Source organism: Microbacterium esteraromaticum, from assembly GCF_900163815.1.
In the GTDB taxonomy this organism is placed as follows: domain Bacteria; phylum Actinomycetota; class Actinomycetes; order Actinomycetales; family Microbacteriaceae; genus Microbacterium; species Microbacterium esteraromaticum_B.
Genome location: NZ_FUKO01000019.1, coordinates 528,877 through 543,610, shown reverse-complemented (window position 1 = coordinate 543,610; position 14,734 = coordinate 528,877). Strand labels below are relative to the sequence as shown.

Here is a 14,734-nt window from a genome sequence, read left to right as displayed (position 1 = left end):
AGCCGACGGCGCGCAGACAGATGCCGGACTGGCCGGTCGAGCCCGTCTGTCAGGACACCGAGTACGGCTGCAGCTCGGCCGCGAGGCGCTCAGAGACGTGCGCGTGCACGGCGGTCCCCGCCTCTTCGTGCTCGGCCGAGAGCAGCACGCCGCTCTCGTGCACGGCAGAGACCAGGTCACCGCGGTCGTACGGGATGAGCACGCGCACTTCGACGGCGGGCATCGGCAGCATCCGCTCGACGACGCCGCGCAGCTCTTCGACGCCCTCCCCCGTTCGTGACGAGACGAAGTGCGCGTCGGGTGCGAGACCGCGCAGCACGAGCCGCTCATCGGAGTCGATGAGGTCGGCCTTGTTGAACACGACGATCTCGGGAATGTCTCGAGCACCCACGTCGCCCATGACATCGCGGACGGTCTGCAACTGCGCGGAAGGATCCGGGTGCGATCCGTCGACCACGTGCACGATCAGGTCGGCCTGGCCCACTTCCTCCAGCGTCGAGCGGAACGCCTCGACCAGCTGGTGCGGCAGGTTGCGGACGAAGCCGACTGTATCGGTGAGGGTGAAGACCCGGCCGTCTGCAGTCTCAGAGCGGCGCACGGTGGCATCCAGCGTCGCGAACAGGGCGTTCTCTACGAGCACGCCGGCGCTGGTGAGCGCGTTGAGCAGACTCGATTTGCCGGCGTTCGTGTAGCCGGCGATCGCGACCGAGGGAATCGTATTGCGCTTGCGTTCGGCGCGCTTCGCGTCGCGCGCGGGAGCGAAGTCGCGGATCTGCTTGCGCAGCTGCGCCATGCGAGTGCGGATGCGGCGGCGATCCAATTCGATCTTCGTCTCACCGGGTCCACGCGAACCCATGCCCGCACCGCCAGCACCGACCTGACCACCGGCCTGGCGGCTCATCGACTCGCCCCAGCCGCGCAGACGCGGCAGGAGGTACTCGAGCTGGGCGAGCTCGACCTGGGCCTTGCCCTCGCGGCTCTTGGCATGCTGGCTGAAGATGTCGAGGATCACCGTGGTGCGGTCGATGACCTTCACCTTGACGACGTCCTCCAGCGCGCGCCGCTGGCTGGATGCCAGTTCGGTGTCGGCGATGACCGTGTCGGCACCGACGGAGGCGACGATGTCCTTCAGCTCCTGCGCCTTGCCCCGGCCGAGGTACGTTGCCGGATCCGGGTGCGGCCGGCGCTGCAGCAAGCCATCCAGCACGACTGCCCCGGCGGTCTCTGCAAGCGCAGCCAGCTCGCGCAGCGAATTCTCGGCATCTTCCTGGGCACCCTGCGGGTACACGCCCACGAGGACGACGTTCTCCAGCCGCAGCTGCCGGTACTCGACCTCGGTGACATCCTCGAGCTCGGTGGAAAGACCGCCGACGCGCCGGAGCGCATGCCGGTCATCAAGATCCCACTGCGCGCCGTCCGCATCCGTGTGATTCGCGGTCGCGGCGTCCTGCAGCGCCTGGGCGGACCCGAATGTGCGCACCTGCGTGCGCGGGTCTGCATTGGCCAGCACGCGGTCAACTGCTCCGTGCGCGGTCTCGTCGTTGGTGTTCGTCATCCGGTGGTGAACTCTGCCCTCTCTGAAATGGCGCCTTAACCTTAGCCCGCGCTGTCCGGTACGCTCACTGCATGCCGTCCGATCACTACTTCAGCGCGGCCCCGGCGAGCGCCGAGAATTTGAAGACCATCCGTGTACAGCTGGCAGGTCGCGATCTGCAACTCACCACAGCGGGTGGAGTTTTCAGTCCCGACCGCTTGGATGCTGGCACTGCTGTCCTCTTCGCGAATATGCCTCCCCTGCCGCCCGGAGGCGACTTCCTCGACCTCGGGTGCGGCTGGGGACCGATCAGTCTGACGATGGCGCTTTCGTCGCCGCACGCGCGGATCTGGGCTGTCGATGTCAATCAGCGCGCGCTCGACTTGACCCGACGCAATGCCGAGGCCCTCGGCCTCACCAATGTCAACGCTGTGACCCCCGATGATGTTCCCGAAGACGTCGTGTTCCGCACGATCCGTTCGAATCCGCCGATCCGCGTGGGCAAGAACGAGTTGCACAGCATGCTCGAGCGGTGGATCCCCCGCCTCGATGAGCGCAGCGACGCCTGGCTCGTCGTGCAGCGCAACCTCGGTTCCGATTCGCTGCAGCGCTGGCTGACGACCACGTTCAACCCGGGCTACAGCGTGTTCCGTGCCGCGACGGGTCGCGGATACCGGGTGCTGAAGGTGCGCAAGCACGGTTCGCCGCCCACCGAACCGGTCGATGTCGCCGAGCGCGCAGAAGATCAGCTCTAGGCGAGATCGATCTCGCCGCGATAGACGAGTTGCGCCGGCCCTGACAGGCCGACGTGCTCGCCGTCTTCGGCTGCGAACATCCGCACGCCGAGCACGCCACCGGGAACCTCCACCCGCCACTGGTGGGGCGCACGCTCGCCAGCCCAGTACCGTACGGCAAGGGCGGCCGCTGCTGCGCCCGTTCCACAGCTGAGGGTCTCGCCGACGCCCCGTTCGTGCACCCTCATGCGTACATGGCCGACACCGTCGCGGACGAGCGGCTCCCCCGGGACGACGAACTCCACGTTGGCGTCTGCCGCGGCCGTGGAGTCCAGTAGCGGCGCCGGATTCAAATCAAGGCCGGCGAGCTCTTCGTCGGAGGCGAGCGCCACGACGACGTGTGGATTGCCGATGTCGATTCCCAGGCCGGGCCGGGCCACGCTGAGCCCTTGGGCACGCGCCAGCGGCTCACCGCCGGCCAGACGCCACCGCCCCAGATCGACCTGGTATCCCGTATCACTGCTCATCACGTCTCGCACCCCGGCACGCGTGCCGATGGGCAGCGTCGAACCGGGTTCCCGCGTCGCAAGCCCCGAACGCAGCAGATAGTGCGCGAACACACGGATGCCGTTGCCGCACATCTGCACGGCGGAGCCATCTGCATTGCGGTAGTCCATGAACCACTCGGCGGCCGGCTCTTCCGTAAGCAGCGCGGCACCCTCGGGGATCGCGGTGGACCGCACCACTCGCAGCACGCCATCGGCGCCGACGCCGAAATTCCGGTCACACAGCGCCTGCACGCGACTCGTCGTGAGGTCGAGTTCGCCATCGAGGTCTTCGATGATCACGAAGTCGTTGCCGGTGCCGTGTCCTTTGGTGAATGCGACCATGCGTTCAGTCTAGAGATTCTGCAGCCACGTGCAGAGCGCCGACCACCCGGTAGCGTCCACACAGAAAATCACGATTGCGCGCGACGTCGAGGAGTTCGAGATCAAGGCTGCGCGGCAGAATCGGCGCGCCGGACCCGAGCGTCACCGGAGCGTACTGCACCCAGACCTCGTCGAGCAGTCCAGCATCCGCGAACTGCCCGACCAGTTCGCCGCCACCGACGATCCAGAGGTCCTTGCCGCCCGCGGCTGCGGTCATCTCGGCGTGCACCGCACGCACATCGTCCTTCACGCGGCGGATGTTCGCGCCGTCGGGGATCTCGACATCATGATGGCTGAACACCCAGGCGGGAAGCGTGTAGTCCCAGGAGCCGTTGTTCGCCATGATCCACTCGAACGTGGTGGCTCCGAGAGCCATGGCTCCGACCCCTGCTCGAAAGCTCGGGTACGACATCGGCCCGTCGTCGTCGATGTCTTGCTTCAGCAGCCAGTCCAGCGAATGGTCACTCGTCGCGATGAAGCCGTCCAAGCTCGATGCGGTGTAGTAGCGGGTAGCCATATCTCCATCGTGCCCCTCAGCGGGGACGTTGACCATGGGGTGTGCGTCGGCGCCGCTGGGTATGCCGATCAGGTCAGCAGCGCCGCAGCATCCACCGGGGGCGACAGCCATTCGATACCCGGGTAGCGCTTGAACCACGACACCTGCCGACGCGCGTACCGGCGCGTGAGCGCCTGCGTCTCGGCGACCGCCGCGACAGCAGTCATGCGCCCTTCGAGCTCGGCCAGCGCCTGCGCGTAGCCGATCGCGCGGGGTGCCGTCGTGCCGTCTGTCAGCCCTTCTCCACGAAGCGTCCGCACCTCGTCGACCAGGCCGTCGGCCCACATGCGCTCGACGCGGCCGTCGAGCCGCGTCACGAGTTCCGCACGGTCGACGTGCAGCCCGAGGATCCGGGTGTGCGGATGCCAGAGTTCCGGCGCATCCGGCAGGGCGGCACCGTGCGTGCTCGAACCCTGCGCGAGCACTTCGAGAGCACGCACGATGCGACGGGTGTTCTTGGGATCGATTCGCTCGGCGGTCGCCGGGTCGGCAGCCCGCAGTCGCTCGAGCAGCGGGCCGGGTCCGTGCGCGTCGAGCTCTGCCTCCAGCGCCGCGCGCAGCGCGGGGTCCCTCGGCGGGAACCGAAAGTCGTAGAGCACGCTAGACACGTACAGGCCGGAACCGCCCACCAGGATGGCATCGTCTCCGCGTCGGTGGATCTCGCTGATGGCAGCGCGCGCTTGTGGCTGGTACCAGGCGACGGCCGCTTCTTGGGTGACGTCGCGCACGTCGAGCATATGGTGCGGGATGCTGCGCCGTTCGCCGACGGGGAGCTTGGCCGTGCCGATGTCCATGCCGCGGTACAGCTGCATCGCATCCGCGTTCACGATCTCGGCATGATTGCCGCGCGTGCGCAAAGCTTCGGCCAGGTCGAGGGCGAGCTCGCTCTTACCGGTGCCAGTGGCCCCGACGACCGCCCACAGCCGCGGCGTGCTGTCAGACACCGATGCGCAGGGTCGGCAGGCCCAAGGACACGGCTCTCGGAGCGCCGGATTCACCGGTGACGGCCGGAACACCGCAGGTCTCTGCCTGTCCGCGTTCCCACGCGTCGCCGCCGCGAGTGCGGCGGATGCGCAGCGGTGCGCCAGACGGGTCATCAGCGAGGAGGTGGAATGGCGCACCATGGGTGACCGTGACCGTGACGACATCGCCGGGACGCGGCAGCTCCGAGCCCGGTGTCAGCTCGAAGTGCACCAGCCGGTTGTCCTCAGCGCGACCGGTGAGGCGGTGCGTCTCAGCATCCTTCTTGCCCTCCCCCACTGAGACCAGCACCTCGACCTCGCGGCCGACCTGCTTCTGGTTCTCTTCCAGCGAGATCCGCTCCTGCAGCGCCAGCAGACGGTTGTAGCGCTCCTGCACGATCTCCTTCGGAATCTGATCCGCCATGGTCGCGGCAGGTGTGCCTTCACGGATCGAGTACTGGAAGGTGAACGCGCTGGTGAATCGGGATTGCTCGACGACCCGCATGGTGTCTTCGAAGTCTTCTTCTGTCTCGCCGGGGAAACCGACGATGATGTCTGTGGTGATCGCCGCGTACGGGATGCGCTCGCGCACCCGGTCGAGAATTCCGAGGTAGCGCTCGCTGCGATATGAGCGGCGCATCGCCTTGAGCACTCGGTCACTGCCCGATTGCAGCGGCATGTGCAGCTGCGGCATGACAGACGGGGTCTCGGCCATCGCGTCGATCACATCGTCGGTGAACGCGGCCGGATGCGGGCTCGTGAAGCGAATGCGCTCCAGGCCCTCGATCTCGCCAGCGGCGCGCAGAAGCTTGCTGAAGGCCTGTCGGTCGCCGAATTCGACGCCGTAGGAGTTCACGTTCTGACCGAGCAGAGTGACCTCGATAGCGCCGTCTTCGACGAGGAGCCGAATCTCGTTGAGGATGTCGCCGGGGCGACGGTCTTTCTCTTTGCCGCGGAGGCTCGGCACGATGCAGAACGTGCAGGTGTTGTTGCAGCCGACGGAGATCGAGACCCAGCCGCTGTGGGCGGAGTCGCGCTTGGTGGGCAGAGTCGAGGGGAAGATCTCGAGCGACTCGAGGATCTCGAGCTCTGCCTCGCCGTTGTGGCGGGCGCGCTCCAGCAGCCCCGGCAGCGAGCCCATGTTGTGCGTGCCGAAGACGACATCGACCCAGGGCGCCTTGTCGAGCACGGCCTGCTGGTCCATCTGCGCCAGACAGCCGCCGACCGCGATCTGCATGCCCTCCTTGCGGCGCTTGACCGATGCCAGGTGGCCGAGCGTGCCGTAGAGCTTTCCGGCAGCATTGTCGCGCACCGCGCAGGTGTTGATGATGACGATGTCGGGGTCTTCACCGGCATCCGCTCTGACGTAGCCAGCACTCTCCAGCGAGCCGGACAGCCGCTCGGAGTCGTGCACGTTCATCTGACACCCGAAGGTGCGCACTTCGTACGAGCGGTGACGCCCGTCGGTTTCGATCGCTGCCGACGACGGCGCGATGATCGTCGGTTCGCTGTGCGGAGTACTCATGGTGTTAGCCATTCTACGAGCGGACTCGAGTGCTCGGGTCAGTCGGAGTCCACGAAGCGCACTCCCCGCCCGGAGCCGCCGGCTTCGCGCAGCGCCGTCCGTGCGGCGTTCATGGCCACCGGGCCGCCATAGCCACGCCGAGCGAGTTGCCCGAGCAGACGACGCAGCGCGGTTTCCGGATCGAGTCTGCTCATCGCGTTCGCCTTGCCGCGGGCGTAGTCCAGCGCGCGCTCGGCGTCGTCATCGGGGACTTCTTCGAGAGCCGCATCGATGACGTCGCGCGGGAGCCCGCGCTGCGCCATCGAACGCATCAGAGCGACGCGACCCTGCCCCTTGCGTTCGACGCCGGCGGTGACCAGCAGCGAAGCAAGCGTGTGATCGTCGATGTAGCCCCGCGAGGTGAAGTCCTCGATCACGTCGTCGATGGAGTCGCGATCCAGGTCGTGGCCGCGCAGAACCGCACGTGCTTCTGAGACGGACAGAGCCTTTGCACGCAGCTTCCGCACCAGAGCGTGCTCTGCACGACGGCGAATCTCAGCAGCGTCCTGTTCTGGAGCGGCTTCGTCCGCTTCGACCTGGTGGCCGAGCGGACGAAGCGCGACCACAGCATTTCGCTCAGTGCTTCGTCCGTCGCCTTGTTCCGCGTTCTGCTCGATGGCCTGCTCGGCAGCCAGGTCGTCAGCGGGCCGCTGCGTGCGCGGCGCTGCCCCCGAGAGCGCGGGATGACGCGGCCCGGGGCCCCGCGGGGCATGGTCGTCGGACGGTTCCGTCTCCGGGCGGCGCCGCGCAGCGGCGCCGCCGAAGATCGGAATGATCGGGGCGAGTCCCTCATCACCGGACATCAGGTCACCGGACATCAGGCCGGGCGGCGCTCAGCCAACTCGTCAGCAGCGGCTACGGCCTTGACGCCAATCCCCAGCTTCTGCTTGATCTGGTTCTCGATCGTCAGTGCGATGTCAGGGTTCTTGAGAAGGAAGTTGCGCGCATTCTCCTTGCCCTGGCCGAGCTGATCGCCCTCGTAGGTGTACCAGGAGCCCGACTTCTTCACGATCGTGTGCTCGACACCGAAGTCGATCAGGCTGCCCTCGCGTGAGATGCCGACCCCGTACAGGATGTCGAACTCTGCTTGCTTGAACGGCGGCGCCATCTTGTTCTTGACGACCTTGACGCGTGTGCGGTTTCCTACCGCATCGGTGCCGTCTTTCAGGGTTTCGATGCGACGGATGTCCAGGCGCACCGAAGCGTAGAACTTCAAGGCCTTTCCGCCGGCCGTGGTCTCGGGCGAGCCGAAGAAGACGCCGATCTTCTCACGCAGCTGGTTGATGAAGATCATCGTGGTGTTGGTCTGGTTCAGACCACCCGTCAGCTTGCGCAGCGCCTGCGACATCAGGCGAGCCTGCAGACCCACGTGGGAGTCGCCCATCTCGCCCTCGATCTCTGCACGCGGCACGAGAGCTGCCACGGAGTCGATGACGATGAGGTCGATGGAGCCAGAGCGCACCAGCATGTCGGCGATCTCGAGCGCCTGCTCACCGGTGTCGGGCTGAGAGACCAGCAGAGCATCGATGTCGACGCCGAGTTTCGCGGCGTAGTCGGGATCGAGCGCGTGCTCGGCGTCGATGAACGCGGCAATTCCGCCTGCGCGCTGGGCGTTGGCGATGGCGTGCAGCGTCAGTGTCGTCTTACCCGAGGATTCAGGCCCGTAGATCTCGACGATGCGTCCACGCGGCAGTCCGCCGACGCCGAGAGCGACATCGAGGGCGATGGAACCGGTGGGAATGACCTCGACCGGTGCGCGCTCGTCGCTGCCCAGCCGCATGACCGAGCCCTTTCCGAACTGACGGTCGATCTGAGCGAGGGCCGATTCGAGGGCCTTCTCGCGGTCGGAGGGTGATGGCATGATGTGTTCCTTCTGCTCGCGTTCTGTCGCCTGTAGGCTGTCGCGGCCACCCCGGTTGGGGTGTCTCTCCGACAAGGCGTATGGCTCGGTGCCACATCCATCACGGTAGAAGAGGCCACCGACATTGCGTCGGCAAGCCCATCAACTGTGGAGAGAAGCTGCACGAAACCACTTGTGCAGAACGATACGCTGAGTTCGAACACACATTCGACGACACGCCGCGATTGTGTGCCGAACTTTCGATCACCGTGCGCGCGGTTCGCGTCGTCCCACTCCGTACCGGCGTTCCGGCGGCACATCGGCTTCCGCACAGAGGGCAAGCCAGATATCGCGCGGTGGCACACCGGCATCCAGCGCCTCGATCGCTGTGACTCCGAGCTGCCCCAGGATCAGATCGTGGGTGAGGGAGTCGGCACGTCCGCCGAATTCATCATCGACGGCGCGCAGGAATTCGCTGCGTCGCATTCGTCCGTCGTCAGTCGTTCAACGGCTCAGTGCAGCGACAACTCGGGTTCGACCGAGGCGACCAGGTCGTCCGGGACGACATCGGGGAAGCCACCGAGTCCCTCAAGAACCGAGATGCGGTCGCCGACCTCACGCATGATCGTCGAGATGGGCACGTCCAGAGCTTCTGCAACCGACGCGAGAATCTCGCTGGACGCTTCCTTCTGCCCGCGCTCGACCTCACTCAGGTAGCCAAGCGCAACGGACGCTTTACCCGCCACCTGACGCAACGTGCGGCCCTTCTGCAGACGGAAGTCCCGCAGCACGTCGCCGATCTCTTGCCTGACAAGGATCATCGGAACCTCCTCTCCGTCTTTCCATTCGACGTGGTGTCGAAGGGGATCGCCAGTCTAACCCGACCGGATCCCTCTGAATCTACTGTTTCAGCCTGTGTTTGTGTTGTGAGCAATCGACTCTTCGTCATTCGTATGTGTCTGGTGATGAGCACATCGTCGACAACCCGCGCGGACCCGCGGTTATTCCCGGATCGGCTCGGGTGCGGGTGTGATCGCCTCGAGCGCGAGTGCGATCGCCGCATCCCGTGCCTGGACGCGCACGGCGCCCCGGTCTCCGGCGAACACGAAGGAGCGCGTGCTGCTGCGGAGCGGTGTCGCCAGACCGATATGCACTGTGCCCACCGGCTGCCCGTCCGGAGAATCCGGGCCGGCGATTCCGGTCGTGCTGATGCCGACGTCGGCTGCGCGTCCACCGACGGCAACCGCTCTGCGCACGCCGTCGGCCATCTGCACTGCTACTTCCGCACAGACCGGTCCGTGCTCCGCGAGCAGGTCCGCGTCGACTCCGAGCAGCGTGTGCTTGACGGGGGTGGCGTAGGCGACGACAGCCCCAGAGAAGACAGCGGATGCTCCCGGCACCGTCACGATCTCCGCGGCGACACCCCCACCGGTGAGAGACTCGGCGACGCCGAGCGTCCAGCCGCGTACTCGAAGCTCCGTGATGAGAGCTGCCGCTTCGCTCACTCCGAGGACCTGCGACCGCGGATCTGCGCGATCACGTAGTCGATTCCGCTGGCCACGGTGAGCACGAGGGCGGCGATCATCAGCACCTGGGTCACGATCACCCAGGGCGTCACCCCGATCAGCGCGTGCAGCGGCAGCAGCGCCCAGCCGAGCGCGATGGCCTGCACGACGGTCTTGATCTTGCCCATCCAGGCCGCGGCGACGACCTGCTCGCGCACGATCAGGAAGCGGTGAACGGTGATCCCCCACTCGCGCACGAGGATGATGATGACGATCCACCAGCCGACCTCGCCGAGGATGGCGAGCCCGAGAAAACCGGCGCCAGTGAGCAGCTTGTCGGCGATCGGGTCCCAGAGCTTGCCGAAATCACTGACGATGTCGTATTTGCGCGCAAGATAGCCATCGACCCAGTCGGTCGATATCGCGAGCACGAAGAGGGCGGCTGCGACCCAGCGCAGGGCAAGATCGTCGGCGCCGAACGTGCCCGCGAGCAGCAGAAGCACGAAGAAGACGATCGCAAGCGGGATGCGCGCGACCGTGATCGCATTGGGAAGCTGTCGCGGGATCGTCATCAGTCTCGGCCCGTCAGTCCCCAGGCGTCTTCGTCGCCGTCTTCTTCGCTCTCGACGACGGGCACACCCTCGAACTGCTGCTCGACCGGGTCATGGGCATAGTGCCCCTGCGATTCGGGTGCCGAAGCCGCGGCGGCACCAGATGCGGACGCTGGAGCAGACGCTGGTGCGTCATCGCCGCGCAGCTTCGCGAGCACGCTCGGCAGCTGCTCATTGGTGACGAGCACATCGCGAGCCTTCGAGCCCTCAGACGGTCCGACGATCTCGCGCGATTCGAGCAGATCCATCAACCGGCCGGCCTTCGCGAAGCCGACGCGCAGCTTTCGCTGCAGCATCGAGGTCGAGCCGAACTGCGAAGAGACGATCAGCTCAGCAGCCGCGAGCAGCAGCTCGAGGTCGTCGCCGATGTCCGCATCGACCTCCTTGCGCTTGGACTCTGCGGATTCCTGCACGTCCGGGCGGTATTCGGGTCGGGCCTGCTGGGTGACGTGCTTGACGACCTCGACGATCTCGCTCTCGTCGACCCATGCGCCCTGCAACCGGAAGGGCTTGGACGATCCCATCGGTGAGAACAAGGCGTCACCCTGCCCGATGAGCTTGTCTGCACCGGGCGAATCGAGGATGACGCGGCTATCGGTGACGCTCGTGACGGCGAAGGCGAGGCGCGAGGGCACGTTCGCCTTGATGAGACCGGTGACGACGTCGACGCTGGGTCGCTGCGTCGCCAGCACGAGGTGGATGCCGGAGGCGCGGGCCAGCTGCGTGATGCGCACGATGGAATCCTCGACGTCTCGCGGAGCGACCATCATCAGGTCGGCGAGCTCGTCGACGACCACAAGCAGATAGGGGTATGGCTTCAGCACCCGCTCGCTGCCCGCAGGAAGCTGAATCTCGCCAGCGCGCACAGCGCGGTTGAAGTCGTCGATGTGTCGGAAGCCGAACGACGCGAGGTCGTCGTAGCGCATGTCCATCTCTTTCACGACCCACTGCAGCGCTTCCGCCGCCTTCTTCGGGTTCGTGATGATGGGCGTGATCAGGTGCGGCACACCCGCGTAACTGGTGAGCTCCACTCGCTTCGGATCGATGAGCACCATGCGGACGTCGGCGGGGCGTGCACGCATGAGCAGGCTCGTGATCATGGAGTTCACGAAGCTCGATTTTCCTGAACCGGTGGATCCTGCGACCAGCAGGTGCGGCATCTTGGCGAGGTTGGCGACGACGATGTTTCCGCCGACGTCCTTGCCGACGCCGATCGTCATCGGGTGGGTGCTCTTCTGCGCCGCGGGCGAGCGCAGCACATCGCCGAGCGCGACGGTCTCTTTGTCGACATTCGGAATCTCGATGCCGATCGCGCTCTTGCCCGGGATCGGCGAGAGGATGCGCACATCGTTGGATGCCACTGCGTAGGAGAAGTTGTTGCTCAGCTGCAGGATCTTCTCGACCTTGACGCCGAGTCCCACCTCTATCTCATACTGGGTGACTGTCGGCCCCCGCGAGAAGCCGGTGACCTTGGCGTCTACCTTGAACTGCTCGAGCACGCTGGTGATCTGCGCGATGGTGTGATCGGTGGCATCCGAACGGGTCACCGGCGGCGGTCCTGCTTTCAGAACGGCGGGCGACGGCAGCACATACGGGGCTGCGGGCGGCTTCAGGCCGTCGGTTCCGGGGCCTTCCGTGCCGAATCCGTCGAGCCCGGGCAGTTCCCCGGTCGATCCGTCGTCGTCCAGAAGGCCGGTGGCGTTCTGCTCGCCGAGCATGTCGGTGAGAGCGCTGACATCGGTGAGCACCTCGGTCGCGGCATCCTGCGGGGTGGCGTCGACGATGACCGCCTGGTCGTAGGCCGCCTTCTTGTTCGGCTCTTCGAGAAGCGCGGTGAGAGCCTGTGAATCGGTGCCCTCGTCGGGATCCTCTTCGCGGCCCGTCTTGTTGCGGCGCCACCACGGCAGCGCATCGTCCTTCGCGGAGTCGTCGGGGGCTTCCTCTGCTGCCGGAGCGCGCATCGGCTTCTCTGCGCCGAACATCCAGGCGTACAGGTCGCCAAGACGCTCGCCGATGCGGTTCGGAGGAGTCTTGGTGAGGATGAGGATGCTGAGCACGGCCAGCACCGCCAGCACGATGTAGGCCACGACGGAGGTGAGGAACGCCAGCGGCTCCCCCAGCATCCAGCCGAAAAGGCCCCCGGCGGCGCTGAGGCCGGGCATGCCCCCTCGCGGCTGCGGGCGGACGATCTCGCCGAGTTTGTCGGCGGTGCCGGAGGCGACGTGACAGAAACCGGCCAGCGCCAGCACGAACAGCCCGAATCCGATTCCGATGCGTCCGTTGTCGTGCACAGAGGACGGATGCCGGAACAGCCAGCCGGCGAGCAGCAGCAGCAGCACCGGAAGCACAAACGCCGCGCGCCCGATCAGACCGCCCCACGTGTAGGCGCTGATCGCCTGGGCCACGTCATTGCCGATCAGGAACCATTCGACCACGGCGCCTGCGCATGCGAGCAGCACGAGCAGGAACGGGAAGCCATCGCGGCGCTGATCCTTCTCGAGATCCTCAGGGCCGAAGGCGCGGAAGAGTCCGCCAACTCCGTGTGCGATGCCGAGCCACATGCGCCCTGCCAGCGGAGGACGCTCTGCGTCATCGATGTATTTCTTCGGCGCCGGAGCGGCCTTCGCGTTCGCCCGAGGCGCCGCCTGCCGCTTCGGGCGAGGCGAGGCGCTCTCGGACGCGCGCTCGGACTTCGTAGTGCTCCTGGCCATGTCTCCACGTTACGGCCGAACACCGACATTTCCGCGTAATGACGTGGCTTTCCGCGATATTGGCGGCAGCCACGACCACCGGCTACGCCTCGATGACCAGCGGCACGATCATCGGTCGACGACGCAGCTTCTGGTTCACCCAGCGACCGATCGTGCGCCGGATGATCTGCGAGAGCGCATGATTGTCGCGCACACCGTTTCCGGCAGCTTCCTTCAGCGCCGCGATGATCTTCGGCGTCACGTCATCGAAGACCGAATCGTCTTCGGCCACGCCGCGAGCGTGGATCTCAGGCCCCGAGATGATGCGGCCCGTCGACGAGTCCACGACGACGATGATCGAGACGAAGCCCTCTTCGCCCAGGATCCTGCGATCCTTCAGATCGGCATCGGTGACGCCGCCGACGGTCGACCCGTCCACGTAGACGAAGCCGATGTCGAGCTGGCCTGCAATGGTCGCCTCGCCGTCGCGCAGATCGATGATGGTGCCGTTGCCGCCGATGATCGTGCGCTCTTCGGGGATGCCGGTGTCCTGCGCGAGCTTGGCGTTGGCCATCAGGTGACGGTACTCGCCGTGAACGGGAAGGACGTTCTTCGGCTTGAGGATGTTGTAGCAGTACAGCAGCTCACCAGCCGCGGCGTGACCAGACACGTGCACGCGGGCATTCGCCTTGTGCACGACGTTGGCGCCGAGCCTGGTCAGCCCATCGATGACGCGGTAGACGGCATTCTCGTTGCCCGGGATCAGGCTGGACGCGAGGATGATCGTATCGCCCTCACCGGGCTCGATGGCGTGGTCGAGGTTGGCCATTCGGCTCAGCACAGCCATCGGCTCGCCCTGCGAACCGGTCGACATGTAGACGATCTTGTCGTCGGGCAGGTCGCGCGCCTTCTTGTAGTCGATGAGCGTGTTGTCGGGCACGGTCAAGTATCCGAGCTGCTGCGCGATGGTCATGTTGCGAACCATGCTGCGGCCCAGGAAGGCCACCCGTCGCCCGTTCGCGTGCGCCGCATCGATGACCTGCTGCACGCGGTGCACGTGGCTGGAGAAGCTCGCGACGATCACCCGACGCTGCGACTTGGCGATGACCTGGTCAAGCACAGGACCGATGGATCGCTCTGTGGGCGTGAAGCCAGGAACATCGGCATTGGTCGAGTCGACCAGGAACAGATCGACGCCCTCTTCGCCGAGGCGGGCGAACGACCGCAGGTCGGTGATGCGTCCGTCCAGCGGCAGCTGATCCATCTTGAAGTCGCCGGTTGCCAGCGCGAGACCGGCTGGTGTGCGGATGGCGACGGCCATGGCATCCGGAATCGAGTGATTCACCGCGATGAACTCGAGGTCGAACGGGCCGACCTGCTCCTTCTGCCCCTCGACGACGGTGAGCGTGTACGGCTTGATGCGGTGCTCTTTCAGCTTCGCCTCGACCAGTGCCAGGGTGAGGCCCGAGCCGATCAGCGGGATGTCGTTCTTCAGCCGCAAGAGGTACGGGACGGCGCCGATGTGGTCTTCGTGGCCGTGCGTGAGCACAACGCCGACGATGTCATCGAGGCGAGATTTGATCGGCTCGAAGTCCGGCAGGATCAGGTCGACTCCGGGCTGGTGCTCTTCGGGGAAGAGCACACCGCAGTCGACGATGAGAATCTTGCCGTCGAATTCGAAGGTGGTCATATTGCGACCGATCTCGCCGAGACCGCCGATGGGTGTCACGCGGAGCGTGCCCTGGGCGAGCGGTTCGGGAGCGGCGATGGGGATGGACATTCACGTCTCCTCAGTCGGACACGTCGTGT

General features: G+C 66.0%; 13 protein-coding genes and 1 pseudogene. 1 reads left to right on the top strand and 13 read right to left on the bottom strand.

Going from position 1 to position 14,734, the window contains the following annotated elements:
- Positions 1 to 49: 49 nt before the first annotated feature.
- A pseudogene (hflX, locus tag FM104_RS08030) lies at positions 50 to 1,333 on the bottom strand (GTPase HflX); the annotation flags it as partial.
- A 293-nt stretch (positions 1,334 to 1,626) separates the two neighbouring features.
- Between hflX and FM104_RS08025 the strand changes: the two are divergent.
- The gene (locus FM104_RS08025; protein WP_087130951.1) at positions 1,627 to 2,289 is read left to right on the top strand and encodes a class I SAM-dependent methyltransferase; all 663 of its coding nucleotides are present in this window, start codon (positions 1,627 to 1,629) and stop codon (positions 2,287 to 2,289) included.
- Here FM104_RS08025 and dapF read toward each other — a convergent pair.
- From dapF to FM104_RS07965, 12 genes are all read right to left on the bottom strand, one after another.
- The gene (dapF, locus tag FM104_RS08020; protein WP_087130948.1) at positions 2,286 to 3,158 is read right to left on the bottom strand and encodes a diaminopimelate epimerase; all 873 of its coding nucleotides are present in this window, start codon (positions 3,156 to 3,158) and stop codon (positions 2,286 to 2,288) included. The genes FM104_RS08025 and dapF overlap by 4 nt on opposite strands.
- Before the next feature lie 4 nt (positions 3,159 to 3,162).
- A complete protein-coding gene (locus FM104_RS08015; RefSeq protein ID WP_087130945.1) occupies positions 3,163 to 3,714 on the bottom strand; it encodes a dihydrofolate reductase family protein in 552 nt (183 codons plus the stop codon).
- Between the two features lie 68 nt (positions 3,715 to 3,782).
- Positions 3,783 to 4,697, bottom strand: a complete 915-nt coding sequence (gene miaA / locus FM104_RS08010; protein WP_087130942.1) for a tRNA (adenosine(37)-N6)-dimethylallyltransferase MiaA — start codon at positions 4,695 to 4,697, stop codon at positions 3,783 to 3,785.
- Entirely contained in the window at positions 4,690 to 6,240 is a 1,551-nt protein-coding gene (gene miaB / locus FM104_RS08005; protein WP_087130940.1) for a tRNA (N6-isopentenyl adenosine(37)-C2)-methylthiotransferase MiaB, read from the bottom strand. The genes miaA and miaB overlap by 8 nt, the downstream gene beginning before the upstream one ends.
- Before the next feature lie 38 nt (positions 6,241 to 6,278).
- Positions 6,279 to 7,082: a regulatory protein RecX gene (locus FM104_RS08000; protein WP_256971561.1), complete on the bottom strand. Its 804-nt coding sequence runs from the start codon at positions 7,080 to 7,082 to the stop codon at positions 6,279 to 6,281.
- A gap of 14 nt (positions 7,083 to 7,096) precedes the next feature.
- Entirely contained in the window at positions 7,097 to 8,140 is a 1,044-nt protein-coding gene (gene recA, locus FM104_RS07995) for a recombinase RecA (protein ID WP_087130935.1), read from the bottom strand.
- Between the two features lie 243 nt (positions 8,141 to 8,383).
- Positions 8,384 to 8,605, bottom strand: coding sequence for a DUF3046 domain-containing protein (locus FM104_RS07990; RefSeq protein ID WP_087130933.1), 222 nt, complete (start codon positions 8,603 to 8,605; stop codon positions 8,384 to 8,386).
- A 26-nt stretch (positions 8,606 to 8,631) separates the two neighbouring features.
- Positions 8,632 to 8,940 (bottom strand): helix-turn-helix domain-containing protein, encoded by a 309-nt coding sequence (locus FM104_RS07985; RefSeq protein ID WP_087130931.1) that lies wholly within the window; start codon positions 8,938 to 8,940, stop codon positions 8,632 to 8,634.
- 180 nt (positions 8,941 to 9,120) lie between these two features.
- The gene (locus tag FM104_RS07980; RefSeq protein ID WP_087130929.1) at positions 9,121 to 9,624 is read right to left on the bottom strand and encodes a CinA family protein; all 504 of its coding nucleotides are present in this window, start codon (positions 9,622 to 9,624) and stop codon (positions 9,121 to 9,123) included.
- On the bottom strand, positions 9,621 to 10,196 hold the full coding sequence (gene pgsA, locus FM104_RS07975) for a CDP-diacylglycerol--glycerol-3-phosphate 3-phosphatidyltransferase (RefSeq protein WP_087130928.1): 576 nt from the start codon (positions 10,194 to 10,196) through the stop codon (positions 9,621 to 9,623). The genes FM104_RS07980 and pgsA overlap by 4 nt, the downstream gene beginning before the upstream one ends.
- Complete coding sequence (locus tag FM104_RS07970) at positions 10,196 to 12,946, bottom strand: FtsK/SpoIIIE family DNA translocase (RefSeq protein ID WP_087130925.1); 2,751 nt, start codon at positions 12,944 to 12,946, stop codon at positions 10,196 to 10,198. The genes pgsA and FM104_RS07970 overlap by 1 nt, the downstream gene beginning before the upstream one ends.
- An 82-nt stretch (positions 12,947 to 13,028) precedes the next feature.
- Complete coding sequence (locus FM104_RS07965) at positions 13,029 to 14,705, bottom strand: ribonuclease J (protein WP_087130922.1); 1,677 nt, start codon at positions 14,703 to 14,705, stop codon at positions 13,029 to 13,031.
- Between the last annotated feature and the right edge of the window lie 29 nt (positions 14,706 to 14,734).